This window comes from Nocardioides sp. HDW12B (assembly GCF_011299595.1).
Taxonomy (GTDB): Bacteria; Actinomycetota; Actinomycetes; order Propionibacteriales; family Nocardioidaceae; genus Marmoricola_A.
Genome location: NZ_CP049867.1, coordinates 2882843 through 2901908, shown reverse-complemented (window position 1 = coordinate 2901908; position 19066 = coordinate 2882843). Strand labels below are relative to the sequence as shown.

The window sequence follows — 19066 nt, the reverse complement described above, 5'->3', positions numbered from 1 at the left end:
GCGACGACGCGACGACGAAGGACCATTGCGGCGGTGACTTCCTCCTCTCCGCGCCCGGCACCACGCGGAGTTGACTGGTCCTGAGAGCAGGACGCGGACCCGCGTCCGCACGACTCAGCAGGAGGCGGTCATGGTGGTCACGGACCCGGCGAGCCCACCCCCGTGGTTGCGGGGCTCGTTCCACGAGCTCGGTGCGGAGGAGTGCCGCGATCTGCTGGCGCTGAAGAAGATCGGCCGCGTCGCCTTCTGGGGCGACGAGGGCCCGACGGTCTTCCCGGTCAACTACGTCGCCGACGGCGACGGGATCCGTTTCCGCACCTCGCCCTACGCCCGCATCGCCCAGCAGGGCAGCGGGTCGCAGGTCGCGTTCGAGGTCGACGAGACCGACGACTACACCGAGTCGGGGTGGAGCGTGCTGGTGCGCGGTCCGGTCGAGGTGGTGCTCGGGCACGTGCCCGGCCCCGAGCCGGAGCCGTGGCCCGAGGGGGTCCGCTCGGTGCTCGTGCGCATCCGCGCCACCAGCATCACCGGGCGCCGGGTGCTCGGTCACTGAGCCCGCAGGCGCGGACCCGGGCCCGGCCGGCGCCCCACCTGGTGGCCACCTGGTGGCCACCTGGCACCGGGGGGCCTTCCGCTCTGCGGCGATCGTTGCTCCAATGGGCGCCATGAGCGGCGCAGAGAACGGACAGGACAGGATCCGGGTCTACCTCCTCGACGACCACGAGGTGGTGCGGCAGGGGATCCGCACCATGCTGGAGGCCAGCGGGCGGATCACGGTGGTGGGCGAGTCGGACTCCGCGGAGGAGGCGATCAGCCGCATCCCGGCCGTGCACCCCGACGTGGCGGTGCTCGACGTACGCCTGCCCGACGGGTCGGGCATCGAGGTCTGCCGGGCCATCCGCTCGGTCGACCCGACGCTGAAGGCGCTCATCCTCACGTCGTACGACGACGACGAGGCGCTGTTCAGCGCCATCATGGCCGGCGCCATGGGCTACGTGCTGAAGGACGTCAAGCGCGGCGACCTGCTGCAGGCCGTCGAGCGCGTCCACGAGGGCCACTCGCTGATCGACCCGTCGCTGGTGACCCGGGTGCTCGACCGGGTGCGCAACGGCCCGGCGGTCGCGCCCGAGCTCGAGGGGCTGACCGACCAGGAGATGACGCTGCTGGGCCACGTCGCCGAGGGGCTGACCAACCGGCAGATCAGCGAGCAGATGTTCCTGTCGGAGAAGACGGTGAAGAACTACGTCTCGCAGCTGCTGGGCAAGCTCGGGCTCGAGCGCCGCACCCAGGCCGCCGTGCTGGCCACCAAGCTGCTGGGTGCGGACGGATCCCGTGGCCGCTGACCCGGACGAGGTCGAGGCCCGGCTCCGCGGGCTGCTGCGCGCCACGAGCAGCATCGTGGGGGAGCTCTCCCTGGCGGCGGTGCTGCGCCGCATCGTCGAGGCGGCGCGCGACCTGGTCGACGTGGAGTTCGGTGCCCTCGGGGTGATCGCCGCCAACCGGCACGGGCTCGACGAGTTCGTCCACGCCGGCATCGACGAGGCCTCGGTCGCGGCGATCGGGCACCTGCCGACGGGCCAGGGACTGCTCGGGGCCCTCATCGAGGACCCCCGCCCGATCCGGCTGCGACGCATCGGCGACGACGTCCGGTCGGCCGGCTTCCCCGACCACCACCCGCCCATGGCCAGCTTCCTCGGGGTGCCGGTCCTGGTGCGCGGGACCGTCTTCGGCAACCTCTACCTCTGCGGGCTGCAGCCCCGCGACTTCAGCGACGACGACGTCGAGCTGGTCACCGCGCTGGCCGCGACCGCCGGCATCGCCATCGAGAACGCCCGGCTCTTCGAGGAGGCGCGCCGGCGCCAGACCTGGCTGGAGGAGACCAGCGAGCTGACGCGCGAGCTGCTCAGCGGGCAGGTCGAGGACGCGGCCTCGCTCATCGCCCGCACGGTGCTGCGGCTCGCCGCCGCGGACCGGGTCGTGGTGTGGTCGCTGCCCGACCCGGGCGGGTCGGTGCGGGACCCCGCGGGCGACGGTGCCGTTCCTCGCGAGCTCGTGCCGGTCACCGAGGTGGGCGACGGCTGCCCGGCGATGGCGGTGGCCGACGAGGCGGCGCTGGCCGCCTGGGCCCTGTCCAGCGGCGCGGCGATCCGGCGCGACGAGGACGGCGAGCTGGAGGCCGTCGCCGAGGGCGGTCTGTCCTCGCTGCCCCAGCTCCCCACCCGGGACCGCGACCGGGACCGAGCCCTGGTCGTCGTGCCCCTGGTGGGCTCCCGGGAGCGCCGCGACGTGCTCGTCGTCAGCCGGGCTCCCGGCGAGCGGGGGTTCGCCACCGGCGACGTCGCCACCGCGCTGACCTTCGCCGGTCACGTCTCGCTCGCGCTGGAGGTGGCCACCCGGCAGCGCGACCAGGAGCGGATCCAGCTGCTGGAGGAGCGGGCCCGGATCGCGCGCGACCTGCACGACCACGTCATCCAGCAGCTGTTCGCGGCCGGCATGACGGTGCAGGGCGTGACCGCGTCCCTGGGCGACGGCCCGCAGGCGGAGCTGCTGGACCGGGTCGTGGACCTCGTCGACGACGCGGTCGGCCAGATCCGCACCTCGATCTTCCAGCTGCGGGCCCAGCCGCGCGACCCGGCGGGCCTGCGCACCGGCGTGCTGGCCGCGGTCGCGGAGGTGCGCCCGGCCCTCGGCTTCGCACCCCACGTGCGCTTCGAGGGACCGGTCGACGCCGTCAGCGACGCCGAGCTCACCCGCGACGTGCAGGCGGTGGTCCGCGAGTCGCTGTCCAACGTCGCCCGGCACGCCCACGCCTCGGTCGTGACGCTGACGGTGACGGCCCACGACGGTCGGCTCTCGGTGACGGTGCTCGACGACGGCGTCGGGCTGGACGAGGGCGACGCCGGGGACGGCGTACGCCGACGCAGTGGGCTGGCGAACCTCGAGGATCGCGCCCGGGTGCGGGGCGGGGCGATGAGCCTCAGCGGCTCCCGGTCCGTCGACCCGGCCGGGAGCGGCGAGCCGGCGGACGCGGCTCGGAGCGGGACCACCGTGTCCTGGTGGGTCCCGCTCCTCTGAGCCGCGTGCGGATCAGCGACGGCCGCTCGACGCCACGATCACGGGACACGCGGCGTGCTCGACGACCGCTCGGCTCACGGAGCCGAGGAAGAGGTCCCACACGCTGCGGTGGTGGGCCCCGACCACCAGCAGACGGTGGTGCCGCGACTCCTCGACGAGGTGGCCGGCAGCGGGGCCGCGGGCGAGGGTGAGCTCGACGGCCACGTCGGGGTACTTCTCCCGCAGACCGGCGACCGCCTCAGACAGCTCCAGCCGGTGCAGCTGGAGGTCGTCGAGGTCCTCGTCGAGGGGCACGTCGGGGTCGTCGCGGTAGGGCAGCGGCGGCACGCAGTGCACCACGCGCAGGGGCAGCTGCCGCAGCGACGCCTGCGCGAAGGCCAGCTCGACGGCCGCCCGGGACCGGACGTTGTCGTCCGCTCCCACGACCACGCCGCGCACCGGCTCGTCGGCCGTGCCGGGTGCCCGGTTCGGCTCGGGGCGGACCACCAGGACCGGGCACGCACTGTGGTGGGCGACCCAGAGGCTGGTCGACCCCAGCAGCAGGCTGCGCATCCCCCCGCGCCCGCGGGAGCCGACCACGAGCAGCGACGCCTGGTGCGACACCGCCGCGAGCTTCTCCCGTGCGTCGTGGGTGCTGAGGCTGGTCGACACCGTCAGGGCGGGGTGACGCCCGGCGACCCGCTCCCGGGCCTCCTGGACGACGCCCTCCGCGATGCCGCGCAGCGTCGAGGTGACGTCCCGGGAGGGGAGCACCGGACCCATGGCCGCCGGGTAGGGCTCGTAGCAGTGCAGCACGTGGAGGGAGCGGTGCTCCCGGGCCGCCACCTCGCAGGCGGCGTCGAGGGCCCGGTGGCTGTGGTCGGAGCCGTCGATGCCGACGACCACCGCTCCGCTGGGTACGGGCTCGTTCATCGTGCTCACCCCCGCCGGCTCAGCGCAGCCAGCTGTTGCTGCGGACGATCGGGAGGCTCTCCCACCAGGTCCCCAGGCCGAGGGTGCGACCGGCGCCGAGCGCGGCCAGCAGGACCAGGAGCCCGGCGTAGATCAGGTGGTCGTCCATGAACGGGTTGTTGGCCGGGGGGAGCACGGCGGTCCACATCAGCACGAGCATCAGCGCGCCGCTGGCGACGGCGATGCGCATGGCCACGCCGAGCACCAGCGCGACCCCGATGCCGAGCAGGCCGATCATGAAGAGCCAGTCGGCCCAGGCGGCGCCGGCGATGCCCTGGTAGGTGTCGGCGAACGGGCCGGCGGTGGCGAAGGACAGGAAGCCCTCGGTGGGGCTGCCGCCCTCGGTCCAGGCGTCGGCCGCAGCGGTCTCGTGACCGAGCCCGAAGGTCTTGTCCAGGAAGGCCCACAGGAAGGTCCACCCCAGCGCGAGCCGCAGCCCCGCTGCCAGCAGGCGTACGCCGCTCGACGTCGCGGTGCCCTCGTCCCCGACGCCCTCGTGGTCGTGTCCCTGGCGGGGGCCGGGCACGTGGCCGACCCTGTGGACGGCGTGGGCGACGGCGCGTCGCGCCGGTCCCGTGCTGCGGGTGCTTCCCCGGTCGGTGGTGTGGCTCATGGCGGTCTCCTCGGTGAGCGGTGCTCGTTGACATCTCGAGCATCGGTCCCCGCAGGGGGCGCCCGTCAGGGCTGCCGGTCGTCACCCGGGGTGCCGGAGGTCATCGCCACCCGATGACCTCCGGCCATCGGGGTCACACCGGCCGCGCTCCGGCCGGGTCGTTCAGACGGGCACGTCGGCGAGCTCCACGTCGACGAGGAGCTCGTCGGCCAACGCCTCGAGAGCGGCGCGCAGGTCCTCGGAGGAGAGGTCGGCGGGGACGACGAGGACGGCGTGGGCCTCGAAGAGCGTCCCTCCGGCCATGGGGGCGTCGCGCACCTCGGTCTCCAGCTCCTCGACGCTGACGCCGCGCTCGGCCAGCAGCGAGGAGATGCTGGCGACGATCCCCGGTCGGTCGGACCCGACCAGGTCGAGGGTCAGCCGGGTCGGCTCGGCCGCCTCCGGGGCGTCGGTGCGCTCGACCACCACGGTCAGCCCGGTCGAGGACAGCGCCTCGAGGTCGGTGACGAGGTCGCCGACGGTGCCGTCCGGCGCGCCCACCTCGACCACCCCGGCGAACTTGCCGGCCAGGCGTGCCATCCGGCTGCGCTCCCAGCTCGCGCCGTGGGAGTCGAGCGCGGCGGAGACCGCCGACACCAGGCCGGGACGGTCGTCGCCGAGGACGGTGAGCACGAGGGTCGCCATGCACGCAGGGTAGTGGCCGGGCGAGCAGCGGCGCCGGTCTCGTTCACGCAACGTTCGGGGCGCGCTCCCCCTGCAGGGGGTGCCCAAAGCCCTGAAGGCGACATAAGGTCGCCGCGACCTACCTCACAAGGAGCCTCCATGCCCCGAATGCCTCGTCGCGCCCTGGCCGTCCCGGCCGTGCTCGCGGCGTCCCTCAGCCTCGCCGCCACCACCCTGGTGGCGAGCAACGTCTCGGCCGCCGACCCCGACCGGGCCGATGCCGAGCGTGTCTACGACGCGATGACCACGTCGGACGGTGCGAGCCAGGCGCGCGGCCAGTCCCGCGACCGGGCCCGTGCGCGCGACTACGTCAAGCTCGACCTGCTGGCCCTCAACGACTTCCACGGCAACCTCGAGACCATCGACCCCGTCAAGAGCTCGAGCGGTCGGATCAACCAGACCCCCGCCGGCGGAGCGGCGTACCTCGGGGCGCTGCTGCGCGAGGAGCGGGCGAAGTCCCGCGCCGCGGGGGCCACGCCGATCACCGTGGCCGCGGGTGACCTGATCGGCGCCTCGCCGCTCGTCTCGGCCGCGTTCCACGACGAGCCGGCCGTGAAGGCGATGAACCGGGTGGGCCTGCAGGTCGCCTCGGTGGGCAACCACGAGTTCGACGAGGGCTACCGCGAGCTGCTGCGCATGCAGCGCGGCGGCTGCCTCGACGACGGCCCGGACGGCGTGGACGGGCAGAACTCCTGCCCCGGCGACCAGGGCTTCCCCGGCGCGGCGTTCCAGTACCTCGGCGCGAACGTGACGTACGACGCGGGTCGCCGTGCGGGCGACACGGTCCTGCCGGCGACCAAGATCATGAAGGTCGAGGGCCAGAAGGTCGCCTTCATCGGCATGACCCTCGAGGGCACCGCCTCCATCGTCAGCCAGGCCGGCATTCAGGGGATCTCGTTCCGCGACGAGGTCGAGACCGCCAACGCGCTCGTGCCGCAGCTGCGGGCCCGCGGCGCCGAGTCGATCGTGGTGCTGCTGCACGAGGGCGTGACCCCCACCGACGCCACGGCGTACAACGACTGCACGGGTGCGGCCGGTCCCGCTCTCGAGATCGCCCAGCAGCTCAAGCCCGCCGTCGACGCAGTCGTCTCGGGTCACACCCACCAGCCCTACAACTGCGTGGTCAAGGACCCGAAGGGCAACAACCGGCTGCTCACCAGCGCCGCCTCGTTCGGTCGCATGGTCAGCAAGCTGCACTTCCTCATCGACCCCCGCAACGGAGACATCGTCCGACCGGCCGCCTTCGCAGAGAACCTGATCGCCGAGAACGGCCCCGACGTGACTCCCCAGCAGTCGGTGCTCGACCTGATCGCGACGTACAAGGAGCTGGTCAAGCCGATCGCCGACGAGGTGCTCGGCCACATCGAGCCCGGCTCGACGATCACGCGCACGGCCGACACCAACGGCGGCGACTCCCCGGCGGGGAACCTGATCGCCGACGCCCAGAGGGTGTTCACCACGATCGCCCCCGAGGGGACGCCTGCGCCGGTGGTGTCCTTCATGAACCCCGGTGGCATCCGCGCCGACCTCATCGAGAACTCCGCGGGCGACGTGACGTACGGCGCGGCGTTCGAGATGCAGCCCTTCAACAACGTCATGACGTCGTTCGACCTGACCGGGGCGCAGATCGAGCAGCTGCTCAACGAGCAGTGGAACGGCTCCAACGAGGCGGCGACGTCCCGCAAGATCCTGCAGGTCTCGGGCCTGAAGTACACGTGGGACCTGTCCGACGCGGGGCTGCCCGACACCAACGCCATCGTGGGTGACGTCCTGGTCGACGCCGACGGTGACCCGAGCACCGCTCTGGTGCCGCTCGTCGACGGTGACACCTACCGGGTGGCGGCGAGCAACTTCCTGGCTGACGGCGGCGACAACTTCGCCACCTTCAAGCAGGCGACGAACCGCATCACCGAGGGTCTCGACATCGACGCGCTGCGGGAGTACCTGGTGGCCAACGACCCGGTCGCGCCCACCGCGACGGACCGGATCAGCCAGCAGCCCTGACCCCGAGCACGACCTGCACGACGACACGGCCCCCGTCCTCCTCACGGAGGGCGGGGGCCGTGTCGTGCGCGCGGGGCCCGCTCAGGCGCTGACCAGCTCGCGGTCGGTGGCCTCCTCGGCGGCGGTGACGTCGAGGTCGCGGCCGCGGGTCTCGGGCAGCAGGTGCATCGAGACCAGGCTGATGGCCGCGACCAGGACGTTGTAGCCGGCCACCCACCACAGGGTCCCGTCTCCCTTCGTCACCAGCCAGGCGGCGATCAGCGGGGTCAGTCCCGACGCGAGGATGCCGGAGACCTGGTAGACGGTGCTCAGCGCCGTGTAGCGGGAGGAGGTGTCGAACAGCTCGGACCAGAACGCCGCGAGGGGCCCGTAGACCACGCCGTACAGCGCGAGACCGACGGCGAAGACCGCGAAGACCGCCGCCGAGCCCTTGCTCTGGATGAGGGCGGCCGCCGGGAAGGCGAAGAGAAGGGCGGCCCAGGCGCCGTACCGGTAGACGCGCTTGCGGCCGAACCGGTCCGACAGCCCGCCGGTGACCACCACCAGCACCATGCCGAGGAAGGCGCCGACCATGATGCCGTTGAGCGCCAGCGACTTCGGCAGCTCGAGGTTGGTGACGGCGTAGGCCAGCAGGTAGACCGAGAACAGGTTGAAGGTGAAGCCCTCGATGTAGCGGGTGCCCATCGCCAGCACCACGCGGCCCGGCTGGGTCCGCAGCAGGTCACGCACCGGGAGGGTGGAGACCTCCTTGCGCTCCTGCACCTTCGCGAAGGCCGGCGTCTCCATGACGCTCAGGCGGATGTAGGCGCCCACGGCGAGCAGCGCGACGCTCACCAGGAAGCAGGCGCGCCAGCCCCAGGCCAGGAAGGCCTCGTCGGGCAGCAGGCTGGCGATCGAGAAGGCGCCGCTGGCCAGCAGCAGCCCGGCCGGCACCCCGACGTGCGCGAAGCTGCCGAAGAAGCCGCGTCGTCGCGCCGGCGCGTACTCCACGGCGAGCAGGACCGCGCCGCCGTACTCACCGCCCACGCCGATGCCCTGCAGCACCCGCAGGGTCACGAGCAGGACCGGCGCCCACACCCCGATCTGGTCGTACGTCGGCAGCAGCCCGATGGCCGCCGTGCCGACGCCCATGATCAGCAGCGTGAGGATCAGCATCTTCTTGCGGCCGACCCGGTCGCCGAAGTGGCCGAAGATCAGGCCGCCGATCGGCCGGGCGAAGAAGCCGACGGCGAAGGTGCCGAACGCGGCGAACTGGGCGGCGGGGCCCTCGAGGCCGTTGAAGAAGAGCTTGTCGAAGACCAGGCCCGCGGCCGTGCCGTAGAGGAAGAAGTCGTACCACTCGATCGTGGCGCCGACGGCCGAGGCCATCGAGACCTTGGTCGCGCTCGGGGCGTCGACCCGCCCTCCGGCGGGGTCGTCGGCCGGCGGGGTCACACGCGCGGGGGGTGGGGTGACAGGCATGGGCAGTCCTTCAGACCGGAAGCAACTAAGTCAACTAAGTTACTAGACAATCCGGTCAGGAGTCACATCTGCGACAGATCTTCTGCGTGTCAGCTGCCGGTGGCGGCGACGGGCGCGACCGGCGAGGCGGACGAGACCGAGCGGACGCCGGCGGTGGTGGCGACCGGCGACCGGTAGGTGCTGGCGCCGGCCAGCAGGGCCTCGAGGAGACGCTGCGTGGCGGCCGAGGAGTCCCCGACCCGCCGCAGCGCCACCAGGGAGACGCGGGTGGCAGCGCCGGCGAGCGGACGGGCGGTGATGAGCCCGGCGCGGAACAGCGGGTCCTGCACCACGCTGAAGTCAGGGAGCAGGGTCACGCCCAGTCCCTCGGCCACCATGAGCTTGCCCATCTCCGCGCCGTCGGTGACCGCCGAGACCCGGGGCGGCTCGCCGCCGAAGAGGCGCTGGGTGAAGCGGTGCATCAGGTAGCCCGGGCGCATGCCCACCAGGTCGGCCGAGCGCAGGTCGTCGACCGAGACGGCGTCGCGGCTGCACAGCGGGTGGTCGCGCGGCAGCACGGCCACGGGTGTGCCCCGCAGCAGCTCGGTGGCCGTGGTGTCGTGCGGCGCGTCGTCGCCCTCGAAGAGGTTCACGAGGCCCAGGTCCAGGCGTCCCTCGGCGATTCCTTCGGAGATCCGCGCCTGCTGGGCGTTGACCAGCTCGACCGTGACCTCGGGATGGGCCTCGCGGCAGGCGAGCACGGCCGGCACCAGCAGGGTGGACGTCGCGGTGCTGACGGTGCCGAGACGCACGAGGCGCGAGGCCGGCGACTCAGTGCGGGCGGCGGCCTTGAGGCGCTCCACGGCGTCGAGCACGTCGATCATCGGCTGCAGCAGGTCGGCGCCGCGTCGGCTGATGCGTGCGCCCGAGCGGCGCCGGTCGAGCAGGGTGACGCCCAGCTCGCGCTCCAGCTTGGCCACGGCCTCGCTCAGCGCGGGCTGCGAGACGTGCAGCCGCTCACCGGCGCGCCGCAGCGATCCGTGCTCGGTCACCGCGGCGATGTACTCCAGCTGCTCGATCCTCACGGGACGGCCTTCCAGTCGGGGGGTGGGGCAGCCGTGATCGGACCTGCCGAGGTCCGGGTCGGCGATCCCGGGGTTGAACCCGGGCCTCCGGGGGACCGTGGCTAAGTAGACTAACCCAGTACACATACTTCCTCCGAAAGGAGACGCGCATGTCCCTCACCTTCCACTGGTTCCTGCCCACCAACGGCGGCGACGGCCGTCACGTCGTGAGCGGCGGGCACGGTGTCGACGCCGGCTCCGGCGGGCGTCCGGCCTCGGTGCCGTACCTCGGCCAGGTCGCGCGCAGCGCCGAGCAGCTCGGCTTCGAGGCCGCCCTCACGCCCACCGGCGCGTGGTGCGAGGACGCGTGGCTGGCGACCGCGATGCTGGCGCCGGTCTCCGAGCGCCTGAAGTTCCTGGTCGCCTTCCGGCCGGGCCTCACCTCGCCCACCCTCGCGGCCCAGATGGCCGCCACCTTCCAGAACATGACCGGGGGCCGGCTGCTGCTCAACGTCGTCACCGGCGGCGAGAGCCACGAGCAGCGTGGCTACGGCGACTTCCTCGACAAGGACGGGCGCTACGCCCGCTGCGACGAGTTCCTCACCGTCGTGCGCGAGCTGTGGACGGGGGAGAAGGTCACCTTCGAGGGCGAGCACGTGCACGTCGAGGGCGCGCAGCTCCAGCAGCTGCCGAGCCCGACGCCCGAGATCTACTTCGGCGGGTCGTCACCGGCGGCCGGCACGGTCGCGGCGAAGCACAGCGACGTCTACCTCACGTGGGGCGAGCCGCCGGAGGCGGTCGCGGCGAAGATCGCCTGGATCCGGGAGCTGGCCGAGAAGGAGGGGCGCGAGGTCCGCTTCGGCATCCGCATGCACACCATCACCCGCGACACCTCCGAGGAGGCGTGGCACGAGGCCGGTCGCCTGCTCGAGGGCATCGACGACGAGACGATCGCGAAGGTCCAGGCAGGGCTGCGCAAGAGCGAGTCCGAGGGCCAGCGACGCATGCTCGACCTCAACCGCGGCAGCAAGGACGACCTCGAGATCTACCCCAACGTCTGGGCCGGGGTCGGCCTGGTCCGCGGCGGCGCCGGCACCGCGCTGGTCGGCAGCTTCGACGAGGTCGCCGACCGCATCGAGGAGTACCACGCGCTCGGCATCGACGAGTTCGTGCTCTCCGGCTACCCCCACCTCGAGGGTGCCTACTGGTTCGGCGAGGGTGTGCTCCCGGTGCTGGAGAAGCGCGGGCTGTGGAAGCACCCGGCCCCCAGCACGTACGCCGCCTCCGTCCCGTTCGGTGCGGCCGCCTCATGACCGCGACGCTCACGCCCGACGGCGAGGGCGCACCCGAGCTGGACCCGCACGAGCTGCGGGACGCCTTCGCCGCGTTCCCCAGCGGCGTGGTCGCCGTCGCGGCCGTGGTGGACGGTGCCGAGGTCGGCATCGCCGCCAGCTCGTTCACCTCGATCAGCCTGACGCCGGCGCTCGTGGCGTTCTCGGTGGCGAACTCCTCCTCCACGTGGCCCGTGCTGCGTCGGGCCGACCACCTCGGCCTGTCGGTGCTGGCCAGCCACCAGGACCGGGTCTGCCGCCAGCTCGCCGGCCCGGCCGCGGAGCGGTTCGCCGGTCTCGAGGCGCGGGTGAGCGAGCGGGGGGCCGTGACGCTGCCCGACGCCGTGGCGTCGTTCCACTGCAGCGTGGAGCGCGAGATCGAGGCCGGCGACCACACGATGGTGCTGCTGCGGCTCCACGGCGTCGAGGACGGCGACAGCGCCTCACCGCTGGTGTTCCACCGCAGCGGGTTCGAACGTCTCGACACCCCCCTGCGCCGCGCGGGCTGAGCCTCGGTGCGACCCCGTCGGTGCACCCTCGCCGACCTCGTACCTGACCCGGGACCCGACCCCAGGACGGCCCCGGACAGGCCGATGGCGGCGCCAGCTTGGGAGGCGCCGCCATCGTGAGGGGGTCCTGCCGGGCCTGACGAAAGGCCGCGGGCAGGACCCACGTGCGTGGCGCCGACCGGCTCGACGGGGGAACGAGCCGGCCGACGCACCTCCAGTGTGACCGCCTGCCCGTCTCTGGCGCGCGGTGCGGGCGTACGAACTTGCCTAGTGCTGCCGCGCTATTCAACCTGTTCACCCGACCAGGACAGTCGTCCTACCGAGCTGGCGGCGGACTCGGGTCGGGCTCCCCGGGCAGCCAGAGCAGCACCTCGGTGCCGCCCTCGGCCCGCCGCCCGGCCGACCACGTCCCGCCCGCGATCTGGGCCCGGTCCTGCATGGTCGACAGCCCGAGATGACCGGCCGCCGCCGATGCCCGGTCGAGCGGGATGCCGATGCCGTCGTCGAGCACGCGCACCTCGATCCCGCCGTCGCGTCCCCGCACGCTCACCCTGACCCGGTCCGCCCGCGCGTGCTTGCGGGCGTTGATGAGGGCCTCGCGGGCGATCCGGTGCGCCACCCGGAGGGTCGGCACGGGGATGCTGCCCGGGACGTCGACCGCGGGCTCGGTCACCACGTCGACCTCGGTGATGCTGTCGTCGAAGATCTCGCGCGCCGTCTCCCGCAGCGCGGTCGCCAGGCCGTGGTCGAGGTCCACCGGGGTCAGGTCGAACAGCAGCGTGCGGAGCCGGTCGGTTGCCTCGGTGACGGTGGCCCGCAGCGGGTCGACGTACTCCAGGAGGTGGGGGGCGCCGGCCGCGATGCGGCGTGCGAGCAGGCCGAGACGCAGGTCGACCGCCGCCAGCGACTGCACCGAGTCGTCGTGCACCTCGGCCGCGATGTGCGCCCGCTCCGCGTCCTGGGCGTCGACGAGGCGGGTGAGCAGGTGCCGTCGCTGCTCGGCGAGGTCGCGCAGCGCCTCCTCGGCCGCGACGCGGTCGGAGAGGTCGCGCTGGACGGTGGCCAGCGCGAAGGGCTCCCCGGTCTCGGGGTCACGGATGAGGAAGCTGGCGATCTGCACCGGGATCGCCGGACCGCCCCGCATGTCACGGAGCGTCGACTCGCCCTCCCACGACCCGTGGGCGATGACCGCCGGCTGCTCGATCTGCAGCGACCGCTCCAGCCCCTCCTCGGTCAGGAAGTCCGCGATGCGGGTCGTCGTCACGTCGACGTCGGGGGACATGCCGACCATGGCGCGACCGGGCGGGTTGACGTAGAGCACGGTGCCGTCGAGGGCGGCGATCGCGATGAACTCGGGACAGGCGTCGACCAGGACCTTGAAGCGCAGCAGCTCGACGTTGGCGGCGCGCAGGGCCTGCTCGGCCGAGCGCAGCTCGGTGACGTCCTGGGCGACCCACACCGTGCCCAGGGGCTCCTGCGACTCCGGGTGGAAGATGTGGAAGGCCTCGGTGCGGGCCACGGTGGAGCTCGCGGCGTCGCGCAACGTGAGGTCGCCCCGCCAGCGCCCTCGGGCGGCGAGGCTGCTCTCCACCTCGGCGGCGACGTCCTCGACGATGGAGGAGCCGAAGATGTCGTGCATGCTGCGCCCGACCCACTCCTCGCCGACGTCGGCGACGCGCGCGTTGACGTAGGTCGCCACCGCCTCGGTGTCGGTCATCGCGATCAGGTCGCTGGTGGCGTCGGCCAGGGCCTTGAACTTCACCTGCTCCTCGAGCGCCTCCCGCTGGGACTGCAGCAGCAGGGCGTTGTCGAGCGCCATCGCGACGCGCTCGGCCACGTCGACGGCGAAGTCGGTGTCCTTGTCGTGGAACGACGGCGTCCCGTCCCGGCGGACGAGGTCGAGGGCGCCCAGGAGCGCACCGCGCGCCCGCAGCGGCACCCGCAGCGCCGAGTGCACCCCGGTCTCGCGCAGCCACGACACGAGGAAGGGGTCGCCGTACAGCTCGCGAGCGGCGGTGTCGTCGAGGTCGAGGAGGAGCGCGCGGTCGATGCCCTCGGCCAGGCGCCGGTCGATCGCGAGCTGCTCGGGAGTGGCCTGTCCCGGGGGCGGTCGCAGCTCCTCGTCGGTGGCGGTGCGGGCGGTGGCGAAGGCCGCCAGCCGCATCCGGTCCCCGTCGGGGTCCAGCAACCACACCGACCCCGACGACGCGGTGCCCGAGGTGGCTGTCTTCACCGCGGTGTCGAGCAGGGCCGGCAGGTCGACGACGTCGCGGGCGAGTGCCGCGTCGAGCTCCACGAGGGACCGGAGCCGACGCTCGTGCTCCTGTGCCTCGGTCTCCAGGCGCCGCTGGTCGGTCAGGTCGCTGACGACGCCGAGCGCGCCGGCCCGGCCACCGTCACGCGAGGCCAGGGGCTGCAGGAACGTCTCGAGCACCCGGCCGTTGATCTCGCGGGAGAAGACGAAGGTCTCGCCCCCGAGCACCCGCCCCATGCTGACGAGGAAGTCCTGGTCGTCGGCGTACACCTCGAAGAGGTCCAGCCCGACCATCTCGCCCGAGCGCAGCCCGAGCTGGGCCAGGCCCGGCCCCTCGGACATGGTGCAGGTGCCGTGGGCGTCGAAGGCGTAGACGATCGAGGGCGTCGCGCGCAGCCACGCCGCGGGAGCGTCCGGGTAGGTCTCCACGTGACTCGCCCCCTCCGCCCGGTCGGCTGTCGACGTGACCGCATGCTATGCCGTCGGCCGGTCGTCGAGCACACCCTCGCGGACGGAGAGCGATCAGGTGGGCGACGGACGTCCCGCGCGCGCCACGAGCGAGGCCAGGGCGGAGGCCGCAGCCGGGGAGGCCAGCACGACCTCGCCGCGGGCGCAGCGCTCGAGCACCTCGACCAGGTCGGTCCCGGCGTGCCCCTTGGTCACGAACCCGGTGACCCCGGCCAGGAGCAGGTCCTCCAGGGTCGACGCCGCCGTCTGCCCGGAGATCGCCACCACGACCGGCGCCGGGCGCAGGCGCGTGAGCGCCGCCGCGGCGACGGCGCCGCCCGAGGGCATCTGCACGTCGATGAGGACGAGATCGGCACGCTGCTCGCGGGCCACCTCGACGGCCTCGTGGCCGGTGCCCACCGAGCCCACGACCTCGAAGCCGGGCTCACCCTCGACCACGTTGACGACGGCGGACAGGACGGTCGCGTGGTCGTCGGCGATCACCACGCGGACCGCGCGACTGGCGTTCATGTCCCTCCGCTCCTGCCCTGGCATCCGAGGATCCGCTGAACCGGCACCCCTCCGGAAGGTGCACGCGCACCGCAGACGGCCTAGTGCCTGCATACTAGGAGCCACGTGTCGCTCCACGAGCCAACAAGGGGGGTCGTCCGCATGTCCGACGGAGACGCTCCCGCGAGCGCGGGCGGACCCACCGGGACCACCGGCGAGGAGGACGTCCGGCCGCCGGTGCGCGTCCTGGTCGTCGACGACCACGAGGTGCTCAGCGGCAGCCTCGCACTGGTCGTGGGCGCCGAGGCCGACATGGAGGCGGTCGGGGTGGCGCGCGACCTGGCCGAGGCGCGCCGTCAGGTGGTCGAGCACCAGCCCGACGTCATCCTGCTCGACCGGCGCCTGCCCGACGGGGACGGCATCGAGGCCATCGGTGAGCTGCGCACCCTGAGCCCGGCCAGCAAGGTCGTCGTCCTCACCGCCAGCGACACCGACCAGGTCCTGGTGCAGGCGATCGAGGCCGGCGCGTCCGGCTTCCTGTCGAAGAGCAGGGGCCTGGGCGAGGTCATCGGAGCCGTCCGGGCCGCGGCCGCCGGCGAGGCCGTCATCTCCGGCGAGATGCTCTCGCGCCTGCTGCCCAAGCTGACCCGCAGCTCGGGGCCCACGGTGGAGCTGACGCCGCGGGAGCAGGACGTGCTCGAGCTCCTGGCTGAGGGCAAGTCCAACGCCGCCATCGCCGCCGACCTCTTCGTCAGCGTGCACACCGTGCGCAACCACGTCGCGAACCTCTCCGCCAAGCTCGGAGCCCACAGCAAGCTGGAGGCGCTCTCCATCGCGGTGCGCCGCGGCCTGCTCCCCGACGCCTGAGGGTCCTCGCGCGTGGTGCCGATGCACCAGCGCCGAACGGCCCCTGCGCGCCTGTCCCGCCGGTCGTGCGCCGTGCACACTGGCTGAGGCGCCCGGGAGAGCGCCCGGCGGTCGGCCTTCTGGGAGGGGACGACCGCGTGTCCGGCGGTGTACGTCGTGACGGCTCCGGTGCCCCCGCCCCGGTCGGCCGTCGCGGCGCGCCGGTGCTCTACGGTGGCGGCACGTGTCGTCGTCACCAGGGGGCCCCGATGGAGCACGGGATCGTGCTGTTCACCAGCGACCGCGGCATCACACCGGCGGCCGCCGCCCGCGCCGCCGAGCGAGCCGGCTTCTCCACGTTCTACGTGCCGGAGCACACGCACATCCCCGTCCGTCGGGAGGCCGCACACCCCGGCACGGGGGACGCCTCGCTCCCCGACGACCGCTACGCCCGCACGCTCGACCCCTGGGTGGCGCTGGCGAGCGCCGCCACCGTGACCTCCACCATCCGGCTCGCCACCGCGGTCGCCCTGCCGGTCGAGCACGACCCGATCACGCTCGCCAAGACCGTCGCCACCCTCGACCACCTCTCCGGGGGACGGGTGACGCTGGGCGCCGGCTTCGGGTGGAACACCGACGAGCTCGCCGACCACGGGGTCCCCGCTCCGCGCCGGCGGACGGTCCTGCGCGAGTACGTCGAGGCCATGCGCGCGCTCTGGACCCAGGACGAGGCGTCCTACGACGGCGAGTTCGTCTCCTTCGGCGCCTCCTGGGCCTTCCCCAAGCCCGTGCAGGCGTACGTCCCGGTCGTGGTCGGCGCCGACGCCGGCCCGAAGACCTTCGCCTGGATCGCCCGGTCGGCCGACGGCTGGATGACCACGCCGCGCCAGCAGGACGTCGAGGGACAGGCCGGGCGGCTGCGGGACGCGTGGGGCGCGGCGGGGCGCGGCGGGGCGCCCGAGATCCACGTGCTCGCCACCAGCCGGCCGGACCCCGCGCGGCTGGCGGCGTGGGACGCGGCGGGCGTCACCCACGCGATCTGGGGCCTGCCCGACCGCTCCGAGGACGAGGTCGTGGCCTCCCTGGCGCGGCAGGGCGAGCGGCTCGGGCTGGTCCCGCGCGACTGATCGGGCGGACGGAGGAGTGAACCGTCCCCGACGGGGCACAGTCCCTCGTCGGGCGGTGATCGGAGCCGCCGGCGCACTCGACTCGGAGGGAGCACGTCATGGGAGCACTCAGCCAGCTGGTCTCACGGTTCGCGGGAGGACGCCGAGCCGGCGGACGCCCCGCCGGCCCGACCGGACACGCCGGAGCCGCAGGCTCGCGCGGGGGCCGCACGCAGGACGAGGCCATCGGCCGCGGCGTCCGCACGGCCCTCGGCAAGCTGCGCAAGCGCTGAACGACGCACGCGGGTCGACGTACGCGCCCGGGCGACCGGGCGGGCGCGGACCGCGGCGGGCGTGACCGGGGCCACGGGTTCGACGTGGTCTCGGTCACGAATTGCGCCCTCGATTTGAGACGAGGGCGCTGATGTGGCGTACTGGAGTAGTTGCTTGCTTGCAAAAGCAAGCGGATCTCGGATCCAGGCGCCACCCGGGAACGACGTCCCCTACCCGCCCAGGTCGGTCGCTGTACGTGCACACAAGTCGGTAGGGACCGTGGGGTGAGGACCCCATTCCGTTATGTCGACACGTCGAACCGCCATCAGGCGCACGCTCGGGATGACCGTGGTGACCACGCTGGTCGCCGCCCCCGCTGCCGTCGCCGTAGGTGAGTACCCGGTCGCCGGAGTGGCCGCCACCGTCGGATCCACCGTCATCGAGGCCAAGAGCGGCCTCGGGGGCTCTGACCTCGGCTCCGCCGGGGCCTCGAGCGTCTCGGGCGCCTCCGCGCGGCCCGCCATCGCCGACAAGATCCTGGACCGCGACACCCGCGTGTCCCGCTCGGGCACCCGCGTCGTGCCCGCCGTGAGCCAGGAGCCGCAGCCCGTCGCCACGCCCGTGGTGATCCGCGAGGAGGTCCGCTGGGTGCTCCCCGTGAGCGGCTACGACCTCACCGGGCGTTTCGGGTCCGTCAGCGGTCTCTGGTCGAGCAGCCACACCGGGCTGGACTTCGCCGCCCCGACGGGCACGCCGATCCGCTCCATCGCCGACGGCGTGGTCACCGAGGCCGGCTACGACGGCTCCTACGGCTACAAGACCGTCGTCACGCTGCCCGACGGCAGCGAGGCGTGGTACTGCCACCAGAACGAGCTGAGCGTCAGCAAGGGCCAGCAGCTCTCGGCCGGCGAGGTGCTCGGCTACGTCGGCGCGACCGGCAACGTGACCGGCTCGCACCTCCACCTGGAGATCCGCCAGGGCGACCAGCCCGTCGACCCGGCGTCCTTCCTGGCCGCCCAGGGCATCGCTCCCTGACCGGCCCGACCAGCCCGCCGGCTCCGCCGGCACCTCTCGCGTGCGGTAGGTGACACTCCTGGCACGCAGGAGACGAGAAGGGGCCGACCCCGCCACGTGGCGGGGTCGGCCCCTTCGTCGTACGTCGTCGGCCTCGGAGGCGGGCGTGGAGGCCGGGAGCGCTCAGCCCTCGGCGAGCGCCCGCTCCTCGACGACCCGCTCCTGGATGCGGGCCCGGGCACGCTCGGCGCTGCGCAGCTGTGCCGCGGTGATCGCGCTGGTGATGAAGTCGCGGTAGTAGCCCAGGATGCGGCTGCGCGGGATCTCCGGGTTGTGCAGCGACCAGCGGCAGAAGGAGTCGCTGATGCCGGAGATGGCGTTGGCGAAGGCCTGCAGCTCCTCTGTGTCGAGACCGGGGGCGTACTCGCCCGCGAGGAGGCCGAGCTTGCCGACGGTGGAGAACCGCAGCTGCGACAGCTGGACCGCCAGGTCCCCGCTCTCGCCGACGGCGCCGCTGAACAGCAGCGCCCACCGGCTCGGTTGGTCGAAGAGCAGGTCGAAGAGCAGGTTGCCCCCGCGCTCGACGAAGGTGGCCAGGTCGCCGTCCGAGGCGAGGTGGGCCGCGGTGAGCGAGGCCTCGAACTCCTCGCGGGCGCGGATCGCGCAGGCGAGGAACAGGCCTTCCTTGCTGCCGAAGTGCTGGTAGACGATGGGCCGGCTGACGCCGGCCCCGCGCGCGATGTCCTCGACCGAGACCTTGTCGTAGCCGCGCGTGGTGAAGAGCGCCTCGGCCACGTCCAGGAGCTGCGTGCTCCGGTCGTCGTGGGACATACGGGTTGTTGCCATGGGTTCCCCCGTGATCGTGGAGATCGGTTCTGAGTCTAACGAGAGTCGGCGTGCGGGGTG

18 protein-coding genes are annotated in these 19066 nt (G+C 73.2%); 10 read left to right on the top strand and 8 right to left on the bottom strand.

The annotated features are described in order from the left end of the window. Positions 1-130: 130 nt before the first annotated feature. The 3 genes from G7072_RS13585 to G7072_RS13575 all read left to right on the top strand — a co-directional run bounded on the left by G7072_RS13585 (position 131) and on the right by G7072_RS13575 (position 3075). Entirely contained in the window at positions 131-553 is a 423-nt protein-coding gene (locus G7072_RS13585; protein WP_166087222.1) for a pyridoxamine 5'-phosphate oxidase family protein, read from the top strand. A gap of 112 nt (positions 554-665) precedes the next feature. Next, entirely contained in the window at positions 666-1343 is a 678-nt protein-coding gene (locus tag G7072_RS13580; protein ID WP_166087220.1) for a response regulator transcription factor, read from the top strand. Then, the gene (locus tag G7072_RS13575) at positions 1333-3075 is read left to right on the top strand and encodes a GAF domain-containing protein (RefSeq protein WP_166087218.1); all 1743 of its coding nucleotides are present in this window, start codon (positions 1333-1335) and stop codon (positions 3073-3075) included. Before G7072_RS13580 ends, G7072_RS13575 begins: the two co-directional genes overlap by 11 nt. A gap of 12 nt (positions 3076-3087) precedes the next feature. Here G7072_RS13575 and G7072_RS13570 read toward each other — a convergent pair whose 3' ends face one another. The 3 genes from G7072_RS13570 to G7072_RS13560 form a co-directional block, all read right to left on the bottom strand. Further along, the gene (locus tag G7072_RS13570; protein ID WP_166087216.1) at positions 3088-3987 is read right to left on the bottom strand and encodes a universal stress protein; all 900 of its coding nucleotides are present in this window, start codon (positions 3985-3987) and stop codon (positions 3088-3090) included. A 19-nt stretch (positions 3988-4006) separates the two neighbouring features. Further along, positions 4007-4639, bottom strand: coding sequence for a DoxX family membrane protein (locus G7072_RS13565; protein ID WP_166087214.1), 633 nt, complete (start codon positions 4637-4639; stop codon positions 4007-4009). Between the two features lie 162 nt (positions 4640-4801). Then, the gene (locus G7072_RS13560; RefSeq protein ID WP_166087211.1) at positions 4802-5323 is read right to left on the bottom strand and encodes an ACT domain-containing protein; all 522 of its coding nucleotides are present in this window, start codon (positions 5321-5323) and stop codon (positions 4802-4804) included. Positions 5324-5461: 138 nt separating this feature from the next. On the opposite strand from G7072_RS13560, the gene G7072_RS13555 reads away from it, so the two are divergent. Further along, entirely contained in the window at positions 5462-7366 is a 1905-nt protein-coding gene (locus G7072_RS13555; RefSeq protein ID WP_166087209.1) for a bifunctional metallophosphatase/5'-nucleotidase, read from the top strand. 81 nt (positions 7367-7447) lie between these two features. Here G7072_RS13555 and G7072_RS13550 read toward each other — a convergent pair whose 3' ends face one another. Both G7072_RS13550 and G7072_RS13545 read right to left on the bottom strand, forming a co-directional pair. Further along, positions 7448-8827, bottom strand: a complete 1380-nt coding sequence (locus G7072_RS13550; RefSeq protein WP_166087207.1) for an MFS transporter — start codon at positions 8825-8827, stop codon at positions 7448-7450. 89 nt (positions 8828-8916) lie between these two features. Continuing rightward, positions 8917-9891: a LysR family transcriptional regulator gene (locus G7072_RS13545; RefSeq protein ID WP_277343370.1), complete on the bottom strand. Its 975-nt coding sequence runs from the start codon at positions 9889-9891 to the stop codon at positions 8917-8919. 149 nt (positions 9892-10040) lie between these two features. On the opposite strand from G7072_RS13545, the gene G7072_RS13540 reads away from it, so the two are divergent. Both G7072_RS13540 and G7072_RS13535 read left to right on the top strand, forming a co-directional pair. Then, a complete protein-coding gene (locus G7072_RS13540; protein WP_166087203.1) occupies positions 10041-11183 on the top strand; it encodes an LLM class flavin-dependent oxidoreductase in 1143 nt (380 codons plus the stop codon). Continuing rightward, positions 11180-11710, top strand: a complete 531-nt coding sequence (locus G7072_RS13535; RefSeq protein ID WP_166087201.1) for a flavin reductase family protein — start codon at positions 11180-11182, stop codon at positions 11708-11710. Before G7072_RS13540 ends, G7072_RS13535 begins: the two co-directional genes overlap by 4 nt. A 316-nt stretch (positions 11711-12026) precedes the next feature. Here G7072_RS13535 and G7072_RS13530 read toward each other — a convergent pair whose 3' ends face one another. Both G7072_RS13530 and G7072_RS13525 read right to left on the bottom strand, forming a co-directional pair. After that, positions 12027-14393 carry a PAS domain S-box protein gene (locus G7072_RS13530; protein WP_166087199.1) on the bottom strand — a complete coding sequence of 789 codons (2367 nt, stop codon included), beginning with the start codon at positions 14391-14393 and terminating at the stop codon, positions 12027-12029. A gap of 93 nt (positions 14394-14486) precedes the next feature. Then, on the bottom strand, positions 14487-14942 hold the full coding sequence (locus tag G7072_RS13525; RefSeq protein WP_166087197.1) for a response regulator transcription factor: 456 nt from the start codon (positions 14940-14942) through the stop codon (positions 14487-14489). Positions 14943-15083: 141 nt separating this feature from the next. On the opposite strand from G7072_RS13525, the gene G7072_RS13520 reads away from it, so the two are divergent. The 4 genes from G7072_RS13520 (at position 15084) to G7072_RS13505 (ending at position 18181) form a co-directional block, all read left to right on the top strand. Continuing rightward, positions 15084-15788 carry a response regulator transcription factor gene (locus G7072_RS13520; RefSeq protein ID WP_166087194.1) on the top strand — a complete coding sequence of 235 codons (705 nt, stop codon included), beginning with the start codon at positions 15084-15086 and terminating at the stop codon, positions 15786-15788. A gap of 248 nt (positions 15789-16036) precedes the next feature. Continuing rightward, entirely contained in the window at positions 16037-16894 is an 858-nt protein-coding gene (locus tag G7072_RS13515) for an LLM class F420-dependent oxidoreductase (protein WP_166087192.1), read from the top strand. A gap of 98 nt (positions 16895-16992) precedes the next feature. Continuing rightward, the gene (locus G7072_RS13510; RefSeq protein ID WP_166087190.1) at positions 16993-17166 is read left to right on the top strand and encodes a hypothetical protein; all 174 of its coding nucleotides are present in this window, start codon (positions 16993-16995) and stop codon (positions 17164-17166) included. 283 nt (positions 17167-17449) lie between these two features. Next, a complete protein-coding gene (locus G7072_RS13505) occupies positions 17450-18181 on the top strand; it encodes a M23 family metallopeptidase (RefSeq protein ID WP_166087188.1) in 732 nt (243 codons plus the stop codon). Between the two features lie 162 nt (positions 18182-18343). Here the strand turns inward: G7072_RS13505 and G7072_RS13500 are convergent, their stop codons facing one another. Further along, a complete protein-coding gene (locus G7072_RS13500; protein ID WP_166087186.1) occupies positions 18344-19006 on the bottom strand; it encodes a TetR/AcrR family transcriptional regulator in 663 nt (220 codons plus the stop codon). Between the last annotated feature and the right edge of the window lie 60 nt (positions 19007-19066).